The sequence below is a fragment of the Paraconexibacter sp. genome (genome assembly GCF_059438195.1).
Genome location: NZ_JBLKKY010000064.1, coordinates 1 through 24,328, shown reverse-complemented (window position 1 = coordinate 24,328; position 24,328 = coordinate 1). Strand labels below are relative to the sequence as shown.

The 24,328-nt window shown below is 74.2% G+C and carries 25 protein-coding genes; 13 read left to right on the top strand and 12 right to left on the bottom strand.

Annotation, left to right across the window (positions count from 1 at the left end):
• On the bottom strand, positions 1-638 hold a 638-nt coding region (locus ACME2J_RS17975), incomplete at its 3' end, for an enoyl-CoA hydratase/isomerase family protein (RefSeq protein ID WP_495546321.1).
• A gap of 130 nt (positions 639-768) precedes the next feature.
• Between ACME2J_RS17975 and ACME2J_RS17970 the strand changes: the two genes are divergently transcribed.
• The 3 genes from ACME2J_RS17970 (at position 769) to ACME2J_RS17960 (ending at position 4,107) form a co-directional block, all read left to right on the top strand.
• The gene (locus ACME2J_RS17970) at positions 769-1,965 is read left to right on the top strand and encodes an acyl-CoA dehydrogenase family protein (RefSeq protein ID WP_495546320.1); all 1,197 of its coding nucleotides are present in this window, start codon (positions 769-771) and stop codon (positions 1,963-1,965) included.
• Between the two features lie 8 nt (positions 1,966-1,973).
• Positions 1,974-3,176, top strand: coding sequence for an acyl-CoA dehydrogenase family protein (locus ACME2J_RS17965; protein ID WP_495546319.1), 1,203 nt, complete (start codon positions 1,974-1,976; stop codon positions 3,174-3,176).
• A 103-nt stretch (positions 3,177-3,279) separates the two neighbouring features.
• Entirely contained in the window at positions 3,280-4,107 is an 828-nt protein-coding gene (locus ACME2J_RS17960) for an SDR family NAD(P)-dependent oxidoreductase (RefSeq protein WP_495546318.1), read from the top strand.
• A 30-nt stretch (positions 4,108-4,137) separates the two neighbouring features.
• Here the strand turns inward: ACME2J_RS17960 and ACME2J_RS17955 are convergent, their stop codons facing one another.
• Positions 4,138-4,728, bottom strand: coding sequence for a hypothetical protein (locus tag ACME2J_RS17955; protein WP_495546317.1), 591 nt, complete (start codon positions 4,726-4,728; stop codon positions 4,138-4,140).
• A gap of 64 nt (positions 4,729-4,792) precedes the next feature.
• Between ACME2J_RS17955 and ACME2J_RS17950 the strand changes: the two genes are divergently transcribed.
• Positions 4,793-7,102: a hypothetical protein gene (locus ACME2J_RS17950; RefSeq protein ID WP_495546316.1), complete on the top strand. Its 2,310-nt coding sequence runs from the start codon at positions 4,793-4,795 to the stop codon at positions 7,100-7,102.
• A 164-nt stretch (positions 7,103-7,266) separates the two neighbouring features.
• On the opposite strand, the gene ACME2J_RS17945 is transcribed toward ACME2J_RS17950, so the two are convergent.
• The 4 genes from ACME2J_RS17945 to ACME2J_RS17930 form a co-directional block, all read right to left on the bottom strand.
• Entirely contained in the window at positions 7,267-8,061 is a 795-nt protein-coding gene (locus ACME2J_RS17945) for a lysophospholipid acyltransferase family protein (RefSeq protein WP_495546315.1), read from the bottom strand.
• 52 nt (positions 8,062-8,113) lie between these two features.
• A complete protein-coding gene (gene glpK / locus ACME2J_RS17940) occupies positions 8,114-9,592 on the bottom strand; it encodes a glycerol kinase GlpK (protein WP_495546314.1) in 1,479 nt (492 codons plus the stop codon).
• Between the two features lie 372 nt (positions 9,593-9,964).
• On the bottom strand, positions 9,965-10,753 hold the full coding sequence (locus ACME2J_RS17935) for an enoyl-CoA hydratase/isomerase family protein (RefSeq protein ID WP_495546313.1): 789 nt from the start codon (positions 10,751-10,753) through the stop codon (positions 9,965-9,967).
• Between the two features lie 48 nt (positions 10,754-10,801).
• Complete coding sequence (locus ACME2J_RS17930) at positions 10,802-11,020, bottom strand: biotin/lipoyl-binding carrier protein (RefSeq protein WP_495546312.1); 219 nt, start codon at positions 11,018-11,020, stop codon at positions 10,802-10,804.
• 66 nt (positions 11,021-11,086) lie between these two features.
• Here ACME2J_RS17930 and ACME2J_RS17925 point away from each other — a divergent pair, with 66 nt between their 5' ends.
• The gene (locus ACME2J_RS17925) at positions 11,087-11,794 is read left to right on the top strand and encodes a glycosyltransferase family 2 protein (RefSeq protein WP_495546311.1); all 708 of its coding nucleotides are present in this window, start codon (positions 11,087-11,089) and stop codon (positions 11,792-11,794) included.
• 125 nt (positions 11,795-11,919) lie between these two features.
• On the opposite strand, the gene pdxR is transcribed toward ACME2J_RS17925, so the two are convergent.
• The gene (gene pdxR, locus ACME2J_RS17920; protein ID WP_495546310.1) at positions 11,920-13,350 is read right to left on the bottom strand and encodes a MocR-like pyridoxine biosynthesis transcription factor PdxR; all 1,431 of its coding nucleotides are present in this window, start codon (positions 13,348-13,350) and stop codon (positions 11,920-11,922) included.
• Between the two features lie 47 nt (positions 13,351-13,397).
• Here pdxR and ACME2J_RS17915 point away from each other — a divergent pair, with 47 nt between their 5' ends.
• From ACME2J_RS17915 to ACME2J_RS17890, 6 genes are all read left to right on the top strand, one after another.
• A complete protein-coding gene (locus ACME2J_RS17915) occupies positions 13,398-13,796 on the top strand; it encodes a hypothetical protein (RefSeq protein WP_495546309.1) in 399 nt (132 codons plus the stop codon).
• Complete coding sequence (locus tag ACME2J_RS17910) at positions 13,793-14,881, top strand: NAD-dependent epimerase/dehydratase family protein (RefSeq protein WP_495546308.1); 1,089 nt, start codon at positions 13,793-13,795, stop codon at positions 14,879-14,881. The genes ACME2J_RS17915 and ACME2J_RS17910 overlap by 4 nt, the downstream gene beginning before the upstream one ends.
• On the top strand, positions 14,859-16,067 hold the full coding sequence (gene bioB / locus ACME2J_RS17905) for a biotin synthase BioB (protein WP_495546307.1): 1,209 nt from the start codon (positions 14,859-14,861) through the stop codon (positions 16,065-16,067). Before ACME2J_RS17910 ends, bioB begins: the two co-directional genes overlap by 23 nt.
• Positions 16,068-16,085: 18 nt before the next feature.
• On the top strand, positions 16,086-17,273 hold the full coding sequence (gene bioF / locus ACME2J_RS17900; RefSeq protein WP_495546306.1) for an 8-amino-7-oxononanoate synthase: 1,188 nt from the start codon (positions 16,086-16,088) through the stop codon (positions 17,271-17,273).
• A complete protein-coding gene (gene bioD, locus ACME2J_RS17895; RefSeq protein WP_495546305.1) occupies positions 17,270-18,472 on the top strand; it encodes a dethiobiotin synthase in 1,203 nt (400 codons plus the stop codon). The genes bioF and bioD overlap by 4 nt, the downstream gene beginning before the upstream one ends.
• Before the next feature lie 129 nt (positions 18,473-18,601).
• A complete protein-coding gene (locus ACME2J_RS17890) occupies positions 18,602-18,781 on the top strand; it encodes a hypothetical protein (protein ID WP_495546304.1) in 180 nt (59 codons plus the stop codon).
• A gap of 124 nt (positions 18,782-18,905) precedes the next feature.
• On the opposite strand, the gene ACME2J_RS17885 is transcribed toward ACME2J_RS17890, so the two are convergent.
• Genes ACME2J_RS17885 through ACME2J_RS17875 form a run of 3 tightly spaced genes read right to left on the bottom strand, consistent with a single transcriptional unit; the run spans position 18,906 to position 20,895 of the window.
• On the bottom strand, positions 18,906-20,210 hold the full coding sequence (locus ACME2J_RS17885; protein WP_495546303.1) for an adenosylmethionine--8-amino-7-oxononanoate transaminase: 1,305 nt from the start codon (positions 20,208-20,210) through the stop codon (positions 18,906-18,908).
• Between the two features lie 3 nt (positions 20,211-20,213).
• Positions 20,214-20,687 (bottom strand): GerW family sporulation protein, encoded by a 474-nt coding sequence (locus ACME2J_RS17880; RefSeq protein ID WP_495546302.1) that lies wholly within the window; start codon positions 20,685-20,687, stop codon positions 20,214-20,216.
• A 34-nt stretch (positions 20,688-20,721) separates the two neighbouring features.
• Positions 20,722-20,895 (bottom strand): rubredoxin, encoded by a 174-nt coding sequence (locus ACME2J_RS17875; protein WP_495546301.1) that lies wholly within the window; start codon positions 20,893-20,895, stop codon positions 20,722-20,724.
• A gap of 66 nt (positions 20,896-20,961) precedes the next feature.
• Here ACME2J_RS17875 and ACME2J_RS17870 point away from each other — a divergent pair, with 66 nt between their 5' ends.
• Positions 20,962-21,594 carry an NUDIX hydrolase gene (locus ACME2J_RS17870; RefSeq protein WP_495546300.1) on the top strand — a complete coding sequence of 211 codons (633 nt, stop codon included), beginning with the start codon at positions 20,962-20,964 and terminating at the stop codon, positions 21,592-21,594.
• Here the strand turns inward: ACME2J_RS17870 and ACME2J_RS17865 are convergent.
• A complete protein-coding gene (locus tag ACME2J_RS17865) occupies positions 21,582-22,016 on the bottom strand; it encodes a hypothetical protein (protein WP_495546299.1) in 435 nt (144 codons plus the stop codon). The genes ACME2J_RS17870 and ACME2J_RS17865 overlap by 13 nt on opposite strands.
• 64 nt (positions 22,017-22,080) lie before the next feature.
• Positions 22,081-23,268 carry a beta-ketothiolase BktB gene (gene bktB / locus ACME2J_RS17860; RefSeq protein ID WP_495546298.1) on the bottom strand — a complete coding sequence of 396 codons (1,188 nt, stop codon included), beginning with the start codon at positions 23,266-23,268 and terminating at the stop codon, positions 22,081-22,083.
• 83 nt (positions 23,269-23,351) lie between these two features.
• On the opposite strand from bktB, the gene ACME2J_RS17855 reads away from it, so the two are divergent.
• The coding region (locus ACME2J_RS17855) for an RNA polymerase sigma factor (RefSeq protein WP_495546297.1) at positions 23,352-24,328 on the top strand (977 nt) is incomplete at its 3' end.

Below are 24,328 nucleotides of genomic sequence, written 5' to 3'. Positions count from 1 at the left end.
TCCTTGCCGAGCCGCATGATGAGCGGGCTCTTCGCGGCGAGCCGGCCCGCCCAGTCCGAGACGGTCGCCGCATGGTCCTTGCGCGGCACGACGGTGTTGACGACGCCGAGCCGCTCGGCCTCGTCGGCTCCGAAGCGGTCGCCGAGGAGGAGCATCTCGTTCGTCTTCTTGCGGCCGACGTTGCGGTAGATGATCGCCGCGATCATGTACGGGAAGAGCCCGACGTTGATCTCGGGCGTCCCGAACGTCGACTCGTCGCTCGCGATGATGAAGTCGCAGGCGAGCGCGAGGCCGAACGCGCCGGCGAGGCAGTGCCCGTCGACCGCGGCGATGACCGGCTTGCCGAGGCCGCCGATGCCCGCGAAGAGCTTGGGGAACTTGTCGGAGCCGAGGTACTTGTGGGCGAGCGGCGCATCGCTCCCGAACCCGGCGAGGTTCCCCCCGGCCGACCACGTCGTCGGGTGCGTCGAGGCGAGGACGATGCAGCGGACCGCGTCGTCCTCGGCGGCGGCGTCGAACGCCGCCACGAGGTCGTGCAGGAGCTCGTCCGTCATCGCGTTGCGGTTGTCGGGCTGGTCCATCGCGATCGTCGCGACGCCCCGGTCGTCGACGTCGTAGCGCAGGGTCTCGTAGCTCATCGGGTCCTCTCCTCGGATCGGGCGGGTACGTCGGAGCCCCGCACGATATGCGCAGGCCGCCCCGGCCGTTTCGTGGAAAGTGGAAAGTGGCACTGTTCACTTTCTGCTCACGACCGGCTACGGTCCGGCCATGAGCACCCCGACCTCCGACGTCCTCAAGCCCGACCACGGGCAGCCGCGCAAGCACTTCATCTTCACCGAGGAGCACGACCGGCTCCGGGAGTCGATCCGGGCCTTCGTCACGAAGGAGTGCGCGCCCCACGCCGAGGAGTGGGAGGAGACGACGTTCCCCGACTCGATCATGCGGCGCATGGGCGAGCTCGGCTTCCTCGGCCTGTCGATGCCGGAGGAGTACGGCGGCCAGGGCGGCGACTACTTCGCGAGCCTCGTCCTCGCCGAGGAGATGGCCCTCTCGCAGTCCGGCGGCTTCGCGATGGCCGTCGCGGTGCAGACCGACATGGCGATGCCGCCCATCCACATCTTCGGGACCGAGGAGCAGAAGCAGCGCTGGCTCGTCCCGGCGATCAAGGGCGATGCGATCCTCGCGCTCGGCATCACCGAGCCCGACGCCGGCTCCGACGTCGCCGGCATCAAGACGCGCGCCGTCTACGACGAGGCGACCGATGAGTACGTCATCAACGGCTCGAAGACCTACATCACCAACGGCCACCGGGCGGACGTCATCGTCCTCGTGACGAAGACCGATCCCGACGCGGGGCATTCCGGCATCACGCTCTTCCTCGTCCCGATGGACGCCCCCGGCGTCGTCCGCGAGCAGCGCCTCAAGAAGCTCGGCATGCACGCCTCGGACACGGCCCTCCTCGCGTTCCAGGACGTCCGCGTCCCCGCGAGCGCGATGCTCGGCGAGAAGGGCAAGGGCTTCTACCACATCTCCTGGGAGCTCCAGGGCGAGCGGCTCATCGGCGCCGCCGGCTCCGTCGCGGGCGCCCAGCGCGTCTTCGACCAGACGCTCCAGTACGCGCTCGAGCGCAAGGCGTTCGGCCGCGAGATCGGCCACTTCCAGGTCATCCGCCACAAGTTCGCCGAGATGGCGACGAAGATCGAGACCGCGCGCCAGATGGTCTACACGACCGCGTGGCGCTTCGCGAACGGCGAGTACCCCGTGCGCGAGATCTCGATGGCGAAGCTCCACGCGTCGCGGATCGCGGTCGAGGTCGCCGACGAGTGCATCCAGATCCACGGCGGCGCCGGCTACATGCAGGAGTACGGCGTCGAGCGCGCGTGGCGCGACCTGCGGCTCAACCGCATCGGCGCCGGCACCGACGAGATCATGCTCGAGGTCATCGGCCGCTCCTACGGGCTCTGAGCGCCGCGATGGCCACCTTCGAGAAGGGCGTCCCCGAGGCCCGCGCCGAGCGGGCCATCCTCCCCCCGTTCACCCAGGAGCACGAGGACCTGCGCGAGCAGGTCCGCCGCTGGGTCGCGAGCGAGCTCGCCCCGCACGCCGACGAGTGGGAGGAGGCGCGCTGGTTCCCGAACTCGGTCTTCCACCGGATGGCCGAGCTCGGCTTCCTCGGCCTCAAGTACCCCGAGGAGTACGGAGGCCAGGGCGGCGACCACGTCCATCAGGCCGTCATGGCCGAGGAGCTCGCCTGGTGCGGATCGGCCGGACTCGCCGCCGGCGTCGGCGCCCACATGGACATCGCGACGCCGCCGATCCTCACGTTCGGGACCGAGGATCAGAAGCAGCGCTACCTCGTCCCCGCGATCAAGGGCGAGAAGATCGCCGCGCTCGCGATCACCGAGCCCGACGCGGGCTCGGACGTCGCCGGCATCCGCACCCAGGCGACGAAGGTCGACGGCGGCTGGACCGTCTCCGGGTCGAAGATGTTCATCACCAACGGCGTCCGCGCGGACTTCCACGTCGCCGCGGTGAAGACGACGAAGGAGGGCGGCCACCACGGGATGAGCTTCCTCATCGTCGACGCCCGGGACGGCGACGACTTCGCGCCGGGGGTGCACGCGAGCAAGATCGAGAAGATGGGCTGGCACGCGTCCGACACCGGCCTCATCACCTATGACGAGGTCTTCGTGCCCGACGAGAACCTCCTCGGCGAGCGCGACAAGGGCTTCATCCAGATCATGGCCAACTTCCAGTGGGAGCGGCTCCTCATGGCGCTCGGCTCCGTGGGGGGCATGCAGGCCGCGTTCGAGAAGACGCTCGCCTACGTGAAGGAGCGCGAGGCGTTCGGACGGCCGATCGGGAAGTTCCAGGTCGTGCGGCACAAGCTCGCCGAGATCGCCGTGACGATCGAGGGCGGGCGCGACCTCACCTACCACGCGCTGCGGCTCTTCACGAGCGGCCAGGACGCCGTCCGCGAGGTGACGATGGCGAAGCTCGCCACCCAGAAGGCCGCCTTCCAGGTGATGGACGAGTGCCTCCAGCTCCACGGCGGCGCCGGCTACATGCAGGAGTACGGCATCGAGCGGGCGGCGCGCGACGCGCGCCTCGGGCCGATCGGCGGCGGGACCGACGAGATCATGAAGGAGATCCTCGGCAAGACGATGGGCCTGTAGGGCGCCTCCCCGCAGGTCGGCGCGCGGGCTGCGCCACTAGGATCGGCCCCCGCCGGGGCCCCGAGGGCCCCGCTCAGTCCCACCACGAGAGAGGAAGACGAGCATGGGAGTTCTGGACGGGAAGGTCGCGATCGTCACCGGCTCGGCGCGCGGCATCGGCCGGGCGACGGCCGAGCTGCTGAGCGAGCAGGGCGCGAAGGTCCTCATCAACGACCTCGACAAGGATGTCGCCGAGCAGACGGCGTCCGAGATCCAGGGCGAGACGACGGTCTTCGCCGGCGACCTCACGAAGGGCGACGCGCCCGATCAGCTCATCAAGACGACCGTCGACGCCTGGGGCCAGATCGACATCATCGTCAACAACGCCGGCTACACCCTCGACGCGCCGATCCACAAGATGAGCGACGACTGGTGGGACCGCATGGTCGCCATCCACCAGACGGTCCCGTTCAAGGTCCTCCGCGCCGCCTCCCCCTACCTGCGCGAGCCCGCCAAGCAGGAGAAGGAGGAGGGCAAGGAGGTCTTCCGCAAGGTCGTCAACGTCGCCTCGATCTCCGGGACGATGGGCAACGCCGGCCAGGCGAACTACTCCGCGGCGAAGAACGGCGTCGTCGGCCTCACGAAGACGCTGGCCAAGGAGTGGGGCCAGTTCAAGATCAACTGCAACGCGGTCGCCTTCGGGTTCGTCGACACGCGCCTGACGCAGGCGAAGGTCGATGACAACACGATGGAGATCGACGGCGAGCAGGTGCAGCTCGGCATCCCCGAGCAGATGCGCCAGATGGCCTCGATGATGATCCCGCTCGGCCGGCCGGCGACGCCGGAGGAGGCCGCCGGCGGCATCTTCTTCCTCTGCTCGCCGTACTCGAACTACGTCCACGGCCAGGTCCTCAACGTCTCCGGGGGCGTCTTCTCCGGGATGATGTACTGAGGCCGTCCGGCGCACGCGCGACGCGGTCGCTCAGGCGACCGCGTCGAGCGTGAACGTCGCGCCGGAGACGTAGTCCCCGCCCGGCGAGACGAGGTAGGCGACGAGCGCGGCGGCGTCGTCGTCCGGCGTGGCGCCTCCCCGCAGCACGGCGGTCGCCCGGACGCCGTGCCGCGACCACTCCGTCCCGAGGACGCGCGCGAGGTTCTCGAGACCCGCCCGCAGCGGCCCGGCGTGCCGGTGGCCGTCCCGCGGCGGGCCCACGAGGACGACGACGCCCGTCCGCGCAGGGATGAGACACGCGACCGCGACCGCACGCGCCGCCACCCACGTCGCGTCGAGCGCCGCCTGCAGCGCGTCCGCCCCGTCGACCGCGGCGCTCGCGTCGCCGAGGAGGCGCCCCGCGTCGACGACGACCGCGTGCGCGCGCCCGATCTCGGCAGCCCGCGCGTCGGCCGCGCCCGGATCCGTGAGGTCGACGGCGAGCGCCGAGACGTCGGCGTCGAGCGCCGCGCAGGCGCGGGACAGCGGCCCGCCGACGGGCTCGCCCGTCACGACGACGGGACGGTCGGAGAGGAGACCGGGGCGGAGGAGAGCCGTCACGTCGGGGACGAGGCGCGTCATCGGACATGAGCCTAGTCCGTGCGGAGACCGCAACCGGCGCTCCTCCCCTGCGTTCATTCGGCGAATGTCCCGCTCCCTCCCCCGCCGACTCGCGGCGCTCGCGCCGCTCGCCGTGCTCCTCGCCGCACCCACGCCGGCGGCGCACGCGCGCGTCGTCGCCGTCGCGGAGGGCAACCGCGCCGTGACGCTCACCGGCGTCAACTCGAACGAGATCGTCGCGCGCGTCCCCGTCGGCGGGAAGGCCCGCGCGGTCGCTGTCGGACCCGACGGCACGACCGCGTACGTCGCCGCGGGTCGCCGCGTCGTCGCGGTCGACCTCGCGAGCCGCCGCGTCCGCGAGGCCGCGACGCTCACCGCGACCCCCGTCGCCCTCGCGATCGCCGCCGACGGCCGCCGCGTGCTCGCGACCCGCCGGGGAGGCGTCGACGTGCTCGACTCCGTCGGCCTCGCCCTCCTCGGGCGCATCCCGATCCCGCGCTCCTCGCCCGGGCGCATCGCCGTGAGCGCCGACGGGACGCGCGCGGTGACGATCATCGGTCGGCGGCAGGTCGGCATCCTCGACCTCGAGAAGGCCCGCTTCTCGAAGCGCCTGCGGGTGACGGGGGCGACCGGGGTCGCGTTCGGCCCGCGCGGCGGTGACGCGTTCGTCGTCGCCGGCGACCGGCGGCGCGCCCGTCTCGTGCGCATCGACACGCGCCGGCGGAGCGTCGAGAAGAGCATCCGGCTCGGCAAGGGGCTCGGCGGCGGCATCGCCGTCATCGCCGACGGCCGCCGCGCCGTCGTCGGCGCCGCCCGCGGCAGTCGCGTCACCGCGATCGTCGACCTGCGCCGGGGCCGCACGATCGAGCGCGTCGCGGCCGGCGAGGGGCCTGGATGGCCGATCGCCTCCCCCGACCCGCTGCGGTTCTACGTCGCCGACGAGCGCGCCGGCACGGTCTCGGTGTTCAGCGCCCGGCAGCTGAAGCGGATCGACGTGCAGAAGCTGCGCAAGACGTCCCGCCCTGTCGACGCCGCCGTCCAGTCCGGCGTCGCCGTCATCCGCGGGACGGGCGGTGACGACGTGCTCCGCGGGACGCGCCTCCGCGACCTCCTCCTCGGCGGCTGGGGGAACGACGTCCTCGACGGCGGCCGGGGACGCGACCAGCTCCTCGGCGGCCCGGGCGACGACCGGCTCGTCGGCGGCGGATCGAGCGACGAGCTCTTCGGCGACGACGGCGCGAACCGCATGAGCGGGCAGGCGGGCGACGACCTGCTCGTCGGCGGCGCGGCGAACGACACGATGTTCGGCGGCACCGGGAACGACGACCTCGACGGCGGGGAGGGACCCGACTTCATCGACGGAGGAGACGGGGACGACACCGCGCGGGGCGGGCTCGGCGACGACCGGATCGTCGAGAAGGGCTTCGGCAACGACCGCCTCCTCGAGGGCGGGCCGGGCAACGACTACATCGACGGCGGCCGGGGCACCGACCGTCTGCGCGGCGACGACGGCAACGACCAGCTCTTCGCCGGGCCCGGCTCGGAGACCGTCGACGGCGGCACGGGCGACGACCTCCTCGACGGCGGCAGCGGCAACGATCTGCTCTTCGGGCGGGCGGGCGACGACGTCCTGCGCGGCGACCGCGGTCGCGACCGCCTCTCCGGGTCCTCCGGACGCGACGCGCTCGACGGCGGCTCGGGCGCCGACGACCTCGCCGGAGGCGACGGCGCCGACGACATCGTCGGAGGCCCCGGGAGCGACGACGTCCGCGGTGGGCGCGGGAACGACGTCATCCGCGTCGCCGACGACTCGAGCGACGTCGTGCGCTGCGGCAGCGGCCGTGACACCGTCGTCGTCGAGGAGACGGCGCCGTCCCGGGACGTCCTCATCGGCTGCGAGACCGTCCTCCTCGCGCCGCCGGAGCCCGCGACCGACGCCCCGCCGCGCACGAACGTCATCATCGGGACGGGAGGCGCCGACGCCCTGCTCGGGACGCCCGGCGCCGACACGATGCTCGGCGGGGACGGTCCCGACCAGCTCTCGGGCGCCGACGGCGACGACTACGTCGACGGCGAGAACGGGAACGACCGCCTCGCCGGCGGTCGCGGGAACGACCGCATCCACGGCCGCCGGGACGACGACGTCATCTTCGGCGAGGACGGGGACGACTACATCACCGGCGACCGGGGCGCCGACGCGATCGACGCGGGCGCCGGGAACGACTCCGTCTACGGCAACTTCGACCCCGACGCGATCGCCGCGGGCCCGGGCGACGACCGCGTCAACGTCGCGGGCGGCGGCGCCGATCGGGTGTGGTGCGGCGACGGCGTCGACATCGTGTACGCCGACGTCGCGGACGTCGTCGCGGCGGACTGCGAGATCGTGCGGAGGTAGGGCGGTCACCGCGTCGCCCCGGGCCCGCGGTCCCGCGGAGTCGCGTCGAGCCCGGACGGCGCCCAGGACCCAAGACGTCGCGCCATGCGCCACGCTCTGAGCTCTCGCGGGGATCGAGGGCCGAGCAGGCCGTCCGCCGACGCCGCGCGCCTCGCGGCCGCCGGTTACGCCGTCGCCGCCCGGCGCTTCGCGCGGCGCGCCGCGCGCCGGGCCGCGCGCACCCTCGCGCGCACCGTCGAGGAGCCGAGCTCGGTGAGACCGTCGTAGAGCACCTTGATCTCGTCGAAGATCTCGTCGGCGACGACCTGGGCCTGCTCCCGGGAGGGCTCGTGCACGCGCTCGTACCGGATGGGGTCCCCGTACTGCACGGTCACCTTCGGGAACTGCCCGCGCTTCCAGTTGCGCACGCGCGAGGAGCCGTGGATCGCGACCGGGACGACGACCGCGCCGGACTCGAGCGCGAGCCGCCCGATCCCGGGCTTCGCCTTCTCGGCGAGGCGCCCGTCGCGCGAGCGGCCGCCCTCGCAGTACATCGCGACGACGCCGTTGCGCGCGAGGACCGAGTTCGCCGTGATGAACGCCTCGTCGTCGCGGGCGCCGCGCCGGACGGGGAAGACGCCGCCGTGGGTGTAGATCCACTGCAGCGGCGGCTTGAACATGTGCGACTTCGCCATGAAGCGGACCTTGCGACGCAGGAACGCGCCGAGGAAGAAGTGGTCCATGAACGAGAAGTGGTTCGGCGCGAGGATGACGGGACCGCTGGCCGGCACCTTCTCGGAGCTGATGCACCGCGCCCGGAAGAACGTGAAGGCGTACATCGACGTCGCCATCCGCACCGCCTCGTAGACCCAGTCGGGCTCTTGCGTCCGCGAGCGTTCGTGGAAGCGGTCGAAGTACTCCTTGGGGCGCGGGTCCGTGTAGACCTGCGCCTTCATCGACGCCAGCTTCTCCTCACTCATGCCTGCTCGATTCCCGGGGTCGTCTCTCCTGCACCCCAGCGTACCCCGCGCGTCAGTCTCGCGCCCAGTCGCGCGACCGATCGAGCGCCTTCCGCCACCCCGCCAGGAGCGTCTCGCGCTCGTCCTGGGACATCGCGGGCTCGTACCTCGCCGCCGCCCGCCAGGTCTTCGCGACGCCGTCCTGCGAGAGGGCGCCCGCCCCGACCCCCGCGAGCATCGCCGCGCCGAGCGCGGTCGTCTCGCGGATCTCCGGGACGACGACGGGCGTCCCGAGGACGTCGGCCTGGAACTGCATGAGCCAGCGGTTCACGGTCGCGCCGCCGTCGGCCTTGAGCTCGGCGAGAGGCGTTCCCGACGCCGCCTCCATCGCCCGGATCGCGTCGACCGTCTGGTAGGCCATCGCCTCGAGCGTCGCGCGGGCGAGGTGGGCCCGGGTCGCGCCGCGGGTGAGGCCGACGATCGTCCCCCGGGCGTACGGGTCCCAGTGCGGCGAGCCGAGGCCGGTGAGGGCGGGGACGAAGTAGACGCCGTCGTTGGACTCGAGCGAGCCGGCGAGCGCCTCCGTCTCGTCGGCGGTCTCGATGATCCCGAGGCCGTCCCGCAGCCACTGCACGCCCGCGCCGGTGACGAAGATCGCGGCCTCGAGCGCGTAGACGGTCCGCTGCCCGATGCCCCAGGCGATGGTCGCCAGCAGGCCCTCGGCGGCCGGCGGCGGCTCCGTCCCCGCGTTGACGAGCACGAACGAGCCCGTCCCGTAGGTGTTCTTGCCGAGCCCCTCGTCGAGGCACGCCTGTCCGTAGAGAGCGGCCTGCTGGTCGCCCGCGATGCCCGACAGCGGCACGGCGTGGCCGTGGAGGACGTCCGGGCGGGTCGTCCCGAAGTCGCCGATCGACGGGCGGACCTCCGGGAGGGAGCGGACGGGGACGCCGAGGAGCCCGCACAGGTCCTCGTCCCAGCAGCCGCGGGCGATGTCGTAGAGGAGCGTCCGCGACGCGTTCGACACGTCGGTCGCGTGCTCGCCCGTGAGCTGGAAGACGAGCCAGGCGTCGATCGTCCCGAAGACCGCGCGCCCCTGCTCGGCGCGCTCGCGGAGCCCCTCGACGTTCTCGAGGAGCCACTCGATCTTCGTCCCCGAGAAGTACGGGTCGAGGACGAGCCCCGTCCGCTCTCGGACGAGGGGCTCGTGCCCCGCCTCGCGGAGCTCGTCGCAGCGCGCGGCGGTGCGCCGGTCCTGCCAGACGAGCGCCCGGTGGAGCGGCTCGCCCGTCTCCGGGTCCCACACGCACACCGTCTCCCGCTGGTTCGTGATCCCGACCGCGGTGAGCATGCCCGGCCCGACCCCGGCGTCGTCGAGTGCCTCACCGGCGACGGCGCGGGTCACCTCCCAGATCTCGGCGGCGTCGTGCTCGACCCATCCGGGCCGCGGGAAGTGCTGGGTGAACTCACGGTAGGCGCGGCCGGCGAGCGCGCCGTCGAGGTCGAAGACGAGGCACGTCGTCCCCGTGGTGCCCTGGTCGATCGCGAGGAGCATCGCGCCGACCCTACCCTCCGCGGCGGGCGGCCCGAGGGACGCGGTGAGGGCCGGGGCCGCCGCCTCGGACGGGGCTGTCCCGTCCCCGCCCGAGGGTTCGCGGCCCCGGCCTGCCTCACCGTGCGGCGGCGCCGCGAGCGGGAGCCCTTCGCCCCCCGCCTCCGCGGAGCCGCCGGCGACGGGCGCGGTGGGTCAAGCCGCCGCCCGCACGCCGGCCCGCCGACCGGGAAGCCCGTCCATCGCAGGAGGAGACGCCGTGGCTTCCCGTGTGCGTCGTGTGGACCATGGCGAGAACGGTAGGACCGGGCGCCCGGCGTCCCCATGGACGGCCGGTCCGAACCGACGCGGGGCTTTTCGCCCCGCGGTCGAGCGTCAGCGCCCCTGCCAGCGGGGAGGGCGCCGGTCGGCGAACGCGCGGACGCCTTCGAGGAGGTCGGCGCTGCGGAAGCACTCCTCGCGGAGGGCGATGAGCTCCGCCTCCGTGTCGGCGGCGAGCGCGCCCTCCGCGTCGAGGAGCTCGCGCAGGGCCCGCTTGTTCCCGCGCAGGCTCAGCGGCGCGTGCGCCGCGAGCTCGGTCGCCCACTCGAGCGACTCGCCGTCGAGGAGGTCGGGCGCGACGACGCGGTTGACGAGCCCCCAGCGCTCGGCGGTCTGCGGGTCGACGTAGCGGCCGAGGAGGAAGAGCTCGCGCGTCCGCGGCTCGCCGATGACGTTGAGGAAGCGGCGCAGGCCGGTGTGCGAGTAGACGAGCCCGAGCCTCGCCGGCGGCATGCCGAGGCGGATGCCCTCGGCCGCGATCCGGAAGTCGCAGGCGAGCGTGAGCTCGAGACCACCGCCGATCGCATGCCCGCTGAGCGCCGCGATCGTCGGGACGGGACACGCCTCGAGCGCGTCGATGGCCGACGTGAACGGGTGGGCGACGAGCTTCTCCGCCTCCTCGGCGAACGTCTCGTCGGGGAGATCGCCGATGTCGTAGCCGGACGAGAACTGGCCCTCGTGCCCGCGCACGACGAGGCACCGGACGTCGGCGTCGAGGCCGGTGACGGCGGCGGCGACGCCGTCGAGGATCGCGTGGTCGAGGGCCCCGCGCTTGGCGGGATTCGCGAGGGTGAGCCGCAGGACGCCGTCCGCGGGCTCGTCGAGGCGCACTTCTCCTGGCACGCCGGGACCGTATCCCGATCGCCGCCGAGACGGCCCCGCGGGGACCTCCTAGCCGCCGGAGAGCCGGACGAGGACGTCGCCCGCCGTCACGGCCTGGCCCTCCTCGCAGAGGACCTCCGCGACGACGCCCGCGTCCTCGGCCTCGACGGGCATCTCCATCTTCATCGACTCGAGGATGACGACCGTCTCGCCCTCCTCGACGGCGTCGCCCGCCACGCACTCGATCTTCCACACGGTCCCGTTGATGTGCGCCTCGACGTCGGGCACGCTGTCCTCCGTTGCTCAGGGGCGGGCGGTCCGGCGGCCGGACCGTCTGGAACGATAGCCGCCGCCATGGACGCCCAGTCCTCCACGCCCGAGCGCGCCGACGTCGTCGTCATCGTCACCGCCTACAACGAGGCCGACCGCCTCCCGGCGACGATCGACGCGCTCCGCGACGCGTTCCCCAGCGTCCGCATCGTCGTCGCCGACGACCACTCGCCGGACGCGACGCCCCACGTCGCGCTGCAGGCGGGGGCCGAGCTCGTGCGCGCCCCGCGCAACCTCGGCAAGGGCGGCGTCGCGACGCTCGCCGCCCACCGGATCCTCGCGCTCACGCTCGAGCCCGACCCGCCGATCGTCGTCCTCTGCGACGGCGATCTCGCCGAGACGGCGTGCGAGCTCCCCAGGCTCGTCCGCGCCGTGCGGATCGGAGAGTGCGACCTCGCGGTCGCGACGTTCGCGACGCGCGTCGGCGGCGGGTTCGGGTTCGCCGTCGGGTACGCGCGGGCGGCCATCCGCCGGCTCGTCGGCCTCGAGCTCGACGCGCCGATCAGCGGCCAGCGCGCGATGCGCGGAGAGGTGCTCGCCGCCGTCGTCCCGTTCGCCCCGCGGTTCGGGATGGAGATCGGCATGACGGTCGACGCGGTGCGCGCCGGCTACGCCGTCGGCGAGGTCGAGCTCGACCTCGCGCACCGCGCGACCGGCCGCACGCTCAAGGGCTTCGTGCACCGCGCGCGCCAGCTCAAGGACTTCGTCCTCGTCGAGGTCAGCCGCCGCTGAAGCGACCGCCGGCGCGTCAGCCGGCTGCGCGGATCGCGTGAGTGGGCGACTGCGCCGCCGAGGCTTCCGCGTCCCTGCGGACGAGCCGGCGCTCGTCGGCTCGGGGCGGGAGCCGGAGGCGCGCGTCAGCCGGCGCGCGTCGCCTCGACGACGGGCGCGAGGCGCGCGACGCCCTCGCGGATCGCCGCGGGCGGGAGCGCGCCGTAGCCGAGGACGACGCCGGTCGACGTCGGGTGCGGGTCGGCGTACCACAGCCCCAGCGGGTAGGCGCCGACCCCGGCGGCGCGCGCCGCGATGAGGAGCGCGCGGCTCCCGACCGGATGCGGGAGCCGCACGACGGCGTGCAGCCCGGCGTCGATGCCGGTGAGGGAGGCGCCCGGCAGCTCGTCGGCGACCGCGTCGCGGAGGGCGTCCCGGCGCTCGCGCTGGACGCGGCGGACGAGACGGAGGTGGCGGTCGTAGGCGCCGTCGCGGAGGAGGCGCGCGAGCGCGGCCTGCTCGAGGACGGGCGAGCCCTGATCCATGCGGTGCTTCGCCTCGGTCACCGCGCGCAGCCGCGGCTCGGGCACGACGAGCCACGCGAGACGGAGCGCCGGGGCGAGCGTCTTGCTCGCGGAGCCGAGATAGACCACCGACTCGGGCGCGAGCGCCTGCAGCGCGGCGACGGGCGCGCGGTCGTAGCGGTACTCGGCGTCGTAGTCGTCCTCGACGACGAGCGTCCCCGACTCCGATGCCCACCGCGCGAGCGCCGCGCGCCGTCCCGGCGCGAGCGCGACGCCCGTCGGGAACTGGTGGGCGGGGGTGACGAGGGCGGCGGCGACGTCCGCCGCCGCGACGGCGTCGTCGCGGACCCCGAGCGCGTCGACGGGGACGGGGACGACCTCGGCCCCGTGGAAGGCGAGGTGATCGCGGTGCTCGCGGAGCGAGGGGTCCTCGACCGCGATGCGCGCGTCGGGCCCGAGGGCGCGCGCGAGGAGGGCGAGCCCCTGGACGGCGCCCTGGCACACGACGATCCGCTCGGGATCCGCGACGACGCCGCGGCTGCGCGCGAGGAGCGCGGCGAGCTCGTCGCGGAGCTCGGGCAGGCCGCGGGGGTCCCCGTAGCCGAGGACCGCGTCCGGGAGCTCGCGCAGCGCGTCCCGCGTCGCACGCGCCCACGCCGCGCGCGGGAACCGCGAGAGATCCGGGTGTCCGGGGAAGAAGTCGTAGGGCACGGCCGGCTCACCGGTGGGCCCGGTCCCGGGAGCGCGACGGGGCGACGCCGCGGGCGGGGCCGCTGCCGGGACCGCGCGGACGAAGGTCCCGGCGCCGACGCGCGCCTCGAGCCACCCCTCGACGGAGAGCTGCTCGTAGGCCGCGACGACGAGCCGGCGCGTGACGCCGAGGTCGCGCGCGAGGGTGCGCGAGGGCGGCAGCCGGGCCCCGGGGGCGAGGCGGCCATCGCGGATCGCGGACCGGAGGCCCTCCTCGATCTGCGCGGCGAGCGGCGGCGCGGACGCGGCGCGCCGCACGCGGAGGAGGAGCTCCGGGCCGGAATCGGTCCCCACCACGGACATGGGATTGGATCTTCACAGGGGTCCGGTCGGGCGGCAAGCTCTCCGCCATGACCGCCTCCCACCTCCTCCCCGCCGGCCTGCGGGCCTACGGGGCGCTCCACCTCGGGCAGGGCCTGTGGATGGCGCTCTCGCCCGGGACCTTCTACGACGCGATCGGACCGTTCGGCGATCGCAACGACCACTACATCCGCGACGCGGCGACCTGGTCGCTCGCGCTCGGGGCGCTCTGCCTCGTGGCGGCGGGACGCCGGGAGTGGCGGCTGCCGGTGCTCGCGTTCGCCGCGCTCCAGGCCGGCCTCCACGGCATCAACCACCTCGCCGACGCCGGTGCGGCCGATCCCGGCTGGATCGGCGTCTTCGACGCCGCCGCCCTCGCGCTCCTCACGGCGCTGCTCGTCGTCCTCCTCGTCCGCTCGCGCGAGGTCTCCGCGGGGGCCGGCCGGTGAGGGTCCTCGTCGCCGGAGCCACCGGGGCGATCGGGCGTCCCCTCGTCGCGCGCCTGCACGCCGAGGGGCACGAGGTCGCCGCGATCGCCCGTTCGGACGCCCGCGCCGACGCGCTGCGCGCAGACGGCGTCGAGGCGCACGTCGCCGACGTGTACGACCCCGCATCGGTCACCGCGGCGTGCCGGGCGGCGAGCCCGGATGTCGTCGTCGGGCAGCTCACCGCGCTCCCCCGCGCCCTCGACCTCCGCCGCTACGCCTCCGCGATGGCGGAGACGGGCAGGCTGCGGCGCGAGGCGACGCCGCATCTCGTGACGGGCGCGCGCGCCGCCGGGGCGCGACGGATCATCGTCCAGTCGGTGTCGTTCCTCACCGCGCCCGAGGGCCCTGCGATCCACGACGAGGTCGCCAGGCCGTACGAGGACGCGCCGCCCGCGTTCCGCGAGATGGTGGCCTCGACGCTCGCGATGGAGCGCGCGGTCCTCGCCGCCGACGACCTGTCCCCCCTCGTCCTGCGCTACGGCTTCTTCTACGGGCCCGGGACCTACTACGCGCCGGACGGCGCCAACGTCGCCGAGATCCGGCGTCGCCGGTTCCCGATCGTCGGCTCGGGCGCGGGGATGAGCTCGTTCGTCCACGTCGACGACGCGGCGTCGGCGACCGTCGCGGCGCTCGACGGCGGCTCCCCGGGCGTCTACAACGTCTGCGACGACGAGCCCGCGGCGATGCGCGACTGGCTTCCCGTCGTCGCGCAGGCGGCGGGGGCCGCGGCGCCCCGCCGCGTCCCGCGCTGGCTCGCGCGCCTCGCCGCCGGTCCCCACGCCGTGCACTTCGCGACGACGCTGCGCGGGAACGCGAACGGGCGCTTCAAGAGACGTTCGGCTGGTCGCCGGACCGCCCGACGTGGCGGGACGCTCTCCCCCGCGCGGTCGCCGGCGAGACGCGGGAGGAGACGACGCAGGCGGCCCGCCCCTGAGCCGGGAGGGGTGAGGTCCTCCCCCAAGGAGGGTGGATGTGGGCGCACGACGCCGCACGCATCCGTCGTTCGACTTATGGTCCCCGGTCATGCCGCCGCTCATCACGCGTGAAGAAGCCCTCAAGCTGGGAGACATCGAGGACCACGCCGAGATCGAGGCGCTCGTCGAGCGGGCCTGGGAGGCCCGCCGGGCGTCCTTCGGCACCTCGACGGACATGTGCTCGCTCGTCAACGCGAAGTCGGGCGGCTGCGCCGAGGACTGCGGCTTCTGCGCGCAGTCCCGCTTCGCGGAGGCCGAGACGCCTCTGCACGCGATGATGGAGCCCGAGCAGATCCTCGAGCACGCGAAGGCGGCCGAGGCCGCCGGCGCGCACCGCTTCTGCATGGTCACGCAGGGCCAGGGCCTCTCGAAGCGCGACTTCGAGAAGATCCTCGAGGGCGCCCGGCTCGTCTCGGAGCAGACGAACCTCAAGCGCTGCGCCTCGATCGGGCACATGTCCGTCGAGCGCGCGAAGAAGCTGAAGGACGCCGGCATCCAGCGCGTCCACCACAACGTCGAGACGGCGGAGTCCTACTACCCGGAGGTCTCGTCGACCGTCCGCTACCAGGGGCGCCTGCGCACGATCGACGCGGTCCGCGAGGCGGGCCTCGAGACCTGCGTCGGCGGGATCCTCAACCTCGGCGAGACGCGTGAGCAGCGCGTCGAGATGGCCTTCGAGCTCGCGAAGATCGACCCCACCTCGGTGCCGATCAACCTCCTCAACCCGCGCCCGGGCACGAAGTTCGGCGACCGCGAGCTGATGGACCCGTGGGAGGCCGTGAAGTGGATCGCGATCTTCCGCCTCATCCTCCCCGACGCGCTCTTCCGCCTCTGCGGGGGCCGGACCGAGAACATCGGGGACCTCCAGCAGCTCGCCGTGAAGGCCGGGCTCAACGGGGTGATGATGGGCAACTTCCTCACGACGCTCGGCAACACGCCCGCCGAGGACCGCGCGATGTTCGAGAACCTCGGCCTCGACATCTCGCGCCAGCCCGACAACGGGGCGAACCCGCGGCCGGACAACCGGTCGGGCTGGCTCGACGGCGAGACCCCCGACCTCGTCGAGGAGTACCTCGACACGCGCGCGGCCGCCGAGAGCGCCGGCATCACGATCCAGCTCTGGGATCCGGCCTCGCAGCTGCGCTACGCGAAGAAGGGCGTCGTCCCCGAGCGGCCCGACGGCGCGCCGAACCGCTGGCCGGGCGGCGAGCCGCCCGCCGAGCCGGCGGTGACGACCGGGATGCCGTTCGGTCACTGAAGGACGGCGGACCCTCGCGTGTCGGACATCGCGGACCGGCTCGAGGAGCTGCGACGGTCGGGGCTCCACCGCCGGCTGCGTCTCGTCGAGTCCTCCCAGGGCCCGCGCGTCGAGCTCGACGGGCGCGAGGTGCTCCTCCTGTGCTCGAACAACTACCTCGGGCTCGCCGACCACCCGACCGTGAAGGACGCCGCCGCCGACGCGGCGCAGCGCTGGGGCGCGGGGTCGGGGTCGTCGCGGCTCGTGTCCGGCACGATGACCGTCCACCGCGAGCTCGAGGAGCGGCTCGCCGCGTTCAAGGGCGCGGAGGCCGCCGTCCTGTTCGGGTCGGGCTACCTCGCGAACATCGGGGTCGTCGGCGCGCTCGCGAGCCTCGCACCGGGCCGGACGGTCGTCTACTCCGATGCGCTCAACCACGCGTCGATCATCGACGGCTGCCGCCTCGCCCGCGCCCGCGTCGAGGTCTACCGGCACTGCGACGTCGAGCACCTCGCGTGGCTCGTCGCGCAGACGCCGGACGCGCCGGGCGTCGTCGTCACCGACTCGGTGTTCTCGATGGACGGCGACATCGCGCCGCTGGAGGCGCTCGTCGCGCTCTGCCGCGACCGCGGCCTGCGGCTCGTCGTCGACGAGGCGCACGCGACCGGCTGCGTCGGTCCGGGTGGCCGCGGCGCCGTCAGCGCGGCCGGGCTCGAGCACGAGGTCGACGTCGTCGTCGGGACGCTCGGGAAGGCGCTCGGCTCCTACGGGGCGTTCGCGGCCGCCTCCTCGGAGGTCGTCGAGCTGCTCGTCAACGCCGCCCGGCCGCTCATCTTCTCGACCGCGCCCCCGCCCCCGAGCGTCGCCGCGGCCCTCGCCGCGCTCGACCTCGTCGAAGCCGAGCCGGAGCGGGTCTCGACCCTCCATGCCCGCTCGGACACGCTCCGGGCGGCCCTGCGCGCGGAGGGCCTCGACGTCGGCGACTCGACGACGCAGGTCGTGCCGCTCGTCATCGGCGACGCCGCCCGCGCGGTCGCCGTCTGCGAGGCGGCGCTCGAGGAGGGCGTGTTCGCCCAGGCGATCCGCCCGCCGACGGTGCCCGCGGGGACCTCTCGCCTGCGTCTCGCGGTGATGGCGACCCACTCGGCCGAGGAGCTGCGGGAGGCCGCGCGCGTCCTCGGGGTCGCCGCCCGGCGCACGGGCGAGGTCGGCCTCGCGGCGCCATGAGCCTGGAGGCGCCGGGCGTCTTCGTCACGGGGACGGACACCGGCGTCGGCAAGACCGTCGTCGCGGCCGCGCTCTGCGCGGCGCTGCGCGCGGACGGACTCGACGTCGGCGCGTGCAAGCCGGTCCTCACGGGGCTCGACGAGGAGGGGCCGTACGACGACGAGCTGCTCGCCGCGTCGACCGGCCAGCCGCGCGACGAGGTGACGGCGCTGCGGTACGGGCCTCCGGTCTCGCCGCACCTCGCGGCGGAGCTCGCCGGGGCCCCGATCGACCCGGACGCGCTCCTCGCCGCGGTCGAGCGGGTCGAAGCGGCTCACGACGCCGTCGTCGTCGAGGGCGTCGGCGGCCTCCGCGTGCCCCTCGCCCCCGGGGTCGACGTGCGCGGGATCGCGCGCGCCCTCGGCTACCCGGTCGTCGTCGTGGCGCGCCCCTCCCTCGGGACGATCCACCACACGGTCTCCGTGCTCGAGGACCTCGCGGACGCCGGGCTGCGCGTCGGCGCGGTCGTCCTCTCTCGCTGGCCCGACGACCCTGGACTCGTCGAGCGCTCGAACGCCGAGACGATCGCGCGCCTCGGCGACGTGCCCGTGCTCGGCCTCGTGGACGTCGCTCTCGACCCCGGCTCGCTCGCGCGGGCGGGCGCCGCGCTGCCCCGGCTCGACGGCGGCGGCGAGGCGCCCGAGCTGCGAGGGCTGCTCGGCCCGCGCCCCCCCGTCCTCGCCGACGACGACCTGCGGGTCCGCCCGCTGCGCGCGGCCGACGGCGAGCCGCTGCGGGCGATCCGGCGCACTCCGGAGGTCGAGCGATTCTGGGGTCCGCTCGAGGACGGCTTCCCGTACGAGTGGATCGAGACGCGGCTCGCGATCGAGATCGGCGGCGAGGTCGCCGGCTTCATCCAGTGGGACGAGGAGCGTGAGCCGAACTACCGGCGGGCCTGGATCGACGTCTTCGCCGACCCGTCCCGCCGCGGGGAGGGCGTCGGCCGCCGGGCCGTCGAGATGCTGTCGCGCCATCTCCTCGAGAGCGGGCTGCCCGTCGTCACGATCGAGCCGAACGCGGCGAACGACGTCGCGGTCCGCGCCTACGAGCGGGCCGGCTTCCGGCGCGGCGGGACGGTGCGCCGCGCGGAGCGGCTCCCGGACGGCGTGCTCGGGGACGCGGTGCTCATGGACCGGATCCCCGACGACCTCGTGCCGTAGGGCCCGACCCTCCTGACGAAACTCACGGCAGTGGTGAGTTTCGTCAGGCGGGGTGGGGACGACGGCAGGCCTCCCCCCGTTCGACCGGAGCGCCGTTGACGCATGCGGCGGTCGGCGTACGCTCGGACGATGGACGACGTCGACGCAGACCGCCCGCTCCCGCCCGGCGACCCGTTCCATCAGGAGGTGCGCCTCCTCCTCGCCCCGCGCGCGAACCCCGCGGAGCAGCCCGGCCCGCGCGGCAACGGGCCGCTCGACGAGCAGGCCGTCGCCCGCGCGGCGCGGATGCTGCTGCAGATCGTGGGCTGAGCCCGGGGGGGGCGCCCGTCCCCCGGACGGGGTCGAACGTCGATCGTCACCCCCGCCAGGGGGTGCAGATCGACGTCCGATCGCCCGGGGGGGCAGATCGACGTTCGACGCGCGCCTCACGGGCTCAGCGGGCGCGGGCGCTCGCCCGGGCGGCGGCGACGACCGCTGCGCCGATGCGGGCGACGTCCTCGTCGTCCGTCACGTACGGCGGCATCGTGTAGACGAGGTCGCGGAACGGGCGCAGCCAGACGCCGCGCTCGATCGCGGCCGCCGACGCCGCGGCGACGTCCACGGGGTCGTCGAGCTGGACGACCCCGATCGCGCCGAGGACGCGGACGTCGCTCACCCCCTCGATCTCGCGGGCCGGCGCGAGTGCCTCGCCGAGGCCCCGCTCGATCCTCGTCACGTCGGGCTCCCAGCCGCCGTCGGCGACGAGGCCCGTCGAGGCGAGCGCCGCCGCGCACGCGAGCGGATTCGCCATGAAGGTCGGGCCGTGCATGAGCGCGCCGCCCTCCCCCGTCGTGATGGCCTCCGCGACGCGCGGCGTGCAGAGCGCGGCCGCCATCGTCATGTAGCCCCCGGTGAGGGCCTTGCCGAGGCACATGACGTCCGGGGTGACGCCCGCGCGGTCGCACGCGAAGAGCGTGCCGCTGCGGCCGAAGCCCGTCGCGATCTCGTCGGCGACGAGGAGGAGGCCGTGCGCGTCGCACACCTCCCTCAGGAGGCGCAGGACATCGGGCGAGTGGAAGCGCATCCCGCCGGCGCCCTGGACGATCGGCTCGACGATGACCGCCGCCAGCTCGTCGACGTGCCGCTCGACGAGCGCGCGCACCCCCGCCGCCCACTCCTCGTCGAGCGGGGCGTCGACGCCGCCCGGCGGCCGGTCCGCGAAGACCTGCTCGGCGAGCATCCCCGTGAAGAGCGAGTGCATGCCGCCGACGGGGTCGCACACCGACATCGCCCCGAACGTGTCGCCGTGGTAGCCGCCGCGGACGGTGAGGAGGCGCGTGCGGCCGCGGACGCCCTGCGCCCGCCAGTACTGAAGCGACATCTTGAGCGCGACCTCGACGCTCACCGAGCCGGAGTCGCACAGGAAGACGTGCTCGAGACCGGCGGGGGTCATCTCGACGAGCCGCGTCGCGAGCCGGATCGCGCCCTCGTGCGTGAGACCGCCGAACATGACGTGCGCCATCCGGTCGAGCTGCTCGCGGACCGCGGCATCGAGCACCGGGTGGCGGTAGCCGTGGATCGCGCACCACCACGACGCCATCCCGTCGACGAGCTCGCGGCCGTCGGCGAGCTCGAGCCGGACGCCGCGCGCGCCGACGACGGGCAGGGGCGTCGCCGCGCCGGGCATCGGCGAGTACGGATGCCAGACGTGCCGCCGGTCGAGCGCGAGGAGCTCGTCCCAGCCCGTCACGACGCCCACGGCTCAGCCGCCGCGTCGCAGGAGCCCCGCGACGCCGCGCCGGCGGCCCTCGCCGATCGCGGAGCCGCCTCGCCGCAGGGCGCGAGCCCCCGCGAGCGCGGTGAGCAGCGTCGCAGCGGCCGACGCGAGGGTCTTCACGATGCGGGCGGGCGCCTCGGGATCGGGGATCGGCTCGAAGCGCGTCCCCTCGGGCCCGATGGTGAGGACGCCGATCGGGGTCGCGTCGAGGAAGCCCCCGCCTCCGCCCCCGCTCCCCGAGCCGTCGGTCTCGTCGAGGGCGCTGCGGCTCGCGCCGCGGCCGAAGCCGAGCCCGCCGGATGCCCGGACCCGGGCGACGGGGATGACGGTGCGCCCGTCGATCGTGACGGGCTCGCCGTAGCAGAGGCGCGCGCCCTCGAGCTGGGCGAGGGCCTTGCGCAGCGTGAGGAGGGTGACGTCGGCCGGCGAGCCCTCGGAGGGACGATCGGGAGTGCCCATCGCCACCGCTCCGCGCCGCCGGCCGCCGTCCGGATCAGTCCTCGTAGGGGACGAAGTCGCGCTTGCGCGCGCCGCAGACCGGACAGAACCAGGAGTCGGGGATGTCGGCGAAGGCCGTGCCCTCGGGGATGCCCCCGTCGGGATCGCCCTCCTCGGGGTCGTAGATGTACCCACACGACTCGCAGATCCACTTCTCGGCGGTGCTCATGGGGCGGCAGGCTATCGCCCGACCGGCGCCCGCGCGCTCAGCCGTGCGGGCGGTTACTGTGCCCCCGTGGAGACAGATCGACCCGCTCCCGGCGAGGAGCTCAACGAGACGGGCGTCGCGACGACGCCGCGCCAGGCCGCGTCCCTCATCCTCCTCCGCGGAGGAGCCGAGACGCTCGAGCTCCTGCTCGTGAAGCGCACCGAGAAGGCCCGGTTCATGGGCGGCGTGTGGGTGTTCCCCGGCGGCGCCGTCGACGCGACCGACGGAGAGGGCGACGCGGCGCACCGGCTCGCCGCCGTCCGCGAGCTGGAGGAGGAGGCCGCGGTGGGCGGCGTGACCCCCGAGCACCTCGTCAAGTTCTCGCGCTGGATCACGCCGCGAGAGGTGAAGATCCGCTTCGACACCCACTTCTTCCTCGCCCACATCCCGGAAGGCGAGGCACCGGCCGTCGACGGCGAGGAGTGCGTCGATCTCGGCTGGTTCACGCCCGAGGCCGCGCTCGAGGCGCACACCGCGGGCGAGATCCTCCTCGTCTTCCCGACGATCAAGCACCTCGAGCAGCTCTCGGCGTTCCCGAGCGCCGAGGACCTCCTCGCCTCCGCGAGCTCTCGCGAGGTCCTCCCCGTCGAGCCGCGCGTCCTCGTCACCGGCGAGACGGCGCGCGTCGTGCTCCCGGGGGAGCCCGGCTACGACGACTGAGGGACCGTCTCGGCGACGAGGTCCTCGCGCCCGGCGGCCTCGAGGAGAGCCGTGTAGCGCGGGACGAGACCGGCGCTGATCGGCACGAGCCGCAGGATCTTGTCCACGGGCCCGTCGACCGACAGCTGCCGGCGCGAGAGCGCGAGCGCGATGTTGACGCGGCCGAGGTGGAGCCGGTGCGCCGTGTCGGTCTCCGTGCGCAGGACGATGTCCGGACGCAGATGGGTCGGCCCGAGGTCGACCTGCGGCGGCGCGTCGACGAGCATGCTGACGGTGATCTGCGCGTCGGGCCGACGCAGCCGGTACTGCACGATCGCGTCGACGTGACGCAGCTCGGCGAACGCCGCCTCGTCGGCGGACGCGTCCTGGAACAGCTTGCCGAGGTGCTCGTAGATCTGCTGCTCGCTCTCGAAGTACGGCATCGGACCTCCCTCCCGGGGTCGAGGCGGCGCGGGGACCCTCCCGCGCGCCGCCGGTTGTTGGTCTCTACTCGCGGCCGAGGAGCAGCGCGATCCCCTGCCCGCCGCCGATGCAGAGCGTGACGAGGCCGAGCTCGTGGCCGGCCCGCTCCATCTCGTCGAGCGCCTTCGCGGTGATGACCGTGCCGGACGCCCCGATCGGATGGCCGAGCGCGATCGCGCCGCCGTTGGGGTTGACGCGCTCGTCGTCGTCGTCGAGGCCCAGCTCGATGAGCACGGCGAGCGACTGGGCGGCGAACGCCTCGTTGAGCTCGATGACGCCGACGTCGTCGAGCGTGACTCCTGCCCGGTCGAGCACCTTCTTCACCGCGGGGACCGGCCCGATCCCCATCACCTCGGGGTCGACGCCGCACATCGCGTAGGAGAGGATGCGCGCGCGGACGGGAGCGTCGAGCTCCTTCGCGCGGTCGGCGTCCATGAGGACGACCGCGGCGCCGGCGTCGTTCATGCCGGAGGCGTTGCCGGCGGTCACCGTGCCGTCCTTGCCCTTGAACACCGGCTTGAGAGCCGCCATCGACTCCTCCGAGGCGTCGTGGCGGATGTGCTCGTCCTTGTCGAACGCGACCGTGTCGCGCTTCACCCGGACCTCGACGGGGACGATCGAGCCGTCGAAGCGACCCTCGGCCTGGGCGGCGCTGGCGAGCGTGTGCGAGCGGACCGCGAAGGCGTCCTGACGCTCACGGCTGATCGAGTGGCGCTCCGCGAGGTTCTCGGCGGTGACGCCCATGAGGATCTCGTGGAACGGATCGGTGAGACCGCCCATCACCGGGTCGACGAGCTCGCTCGGACCCATCTTCGCGCCCCAGCGGCCGTTGGGGATCCAGTACGGGCCGCGGCTCATCGACTCCGCCCCGCCGGCGAGCGCGACCTTCGCGTCCCCGGTCTGGATCGACTGCGCGGCGGAGACGATCGCCTGGACGCCCGTGCCGCAGAGCCGGTTGACGGTGAACGCGGGCGTCTCCTTCGGGATCCCGGACTGGACCCCGACGACCCGCGCCATGTACATGTCGGCGGGCTGCGTGTGGATGACGTTCCCGAAGACGACGTGGTCGACCTGGTCGGGGGCGATCCCGGCTCGCTCGATCGCGGCGGTGGCCGCGGTCGTGCCGAGATCCGTGGGCGCGACGTCCTTCAGGCTCTTCCCGTAGGACCCGATCGCGGTGCGGGCGGCGGAGGTGACGACGACGTTGGTCATGGCCCGGAGGCTACGCAGATGCGGAACTTCGAGGCGTCCCGACTCGTTGCGCCCGTTAGGATCATCTGTCGAGCGAGCGCCTCGTGGAAGCCCACAGCTTCAGAGCCCCCGCAGGTCTGCGCCGTCTCCGCGGCGGTCCCCTCCTGCGTCTGCGCTCGGACGAGCAGCTCCTCCTCGCCTTCCGCGCGGGGAGCGAGGAGGCGTTCGGCGTCCTCCACGACCGCTACCGGCAGCGGCTCTTCACCTACACCCGCCAGATGCTCGGCGGGAGCCCGACCGACGCCGAGGACGCGCTGCAGGACGTCTTCCTGCGCGCGTACAACGCGCTGCGGGCCGACGACCGACCCGTGAGCGTCCGGGCCTGGCTCTACCGCGTCGCCCACAACCGCTGCATCGACCAGCTCCGCCGCGCGAAGCCGCCGACCGTCGACATCGACGATCCGACGCAGCCCGAGCCGCCGGCGACGGACGCGGACATGGAGCGCCAGGACCCCGCGCGCGTCGCCGCGCGGCGGGAGGAGCTGCAGACGCTCGTCTCCGACGTCGGCCGGCTCCCCGAGCAGCAGCGCTCCGCGCTCCTCCTCCGCGAGATGGAGGGCCTGTCCTACATCGAGCTCGCCGACGCGCTCGACTGCAGCGTCCCGGCGGTGAAGTCGCTCCTCGTGCGGGCCCGCATGGGCCTCGTCGAGCAGGCGGAGGCGCGCGCGCTCTCCTGCGCGGACATCCGCGCCGACCTCGACCAGGCGCACGACCGCGGCGTCCGGATGAGCGGGCGCGCGCGGCGGCACCTGCGGGACTGCGAGGCATGCCGCGCGTACCGCCACACGCTCAAGGGCGTCGCGAGCGAGCTGCACGGGCTCGCCCCCGGGGCCGGCCTCTGGGCAAAGCTCCTCGGCCTCGGCGGCGCCGGGTCCGGCGCCGCGGCCGGCGGCGCGGCGGCCGGCGGCGCGGCGGCCGGCGGCGGCATCGCGCTCGTCGGCGGCGGCGCGGCCTCGACCGTGTCGAAGGTCGCGGCGATCTTCTGCTGCGCGGCGGTCGTCGGCGGCGGCGCCCACGAGGT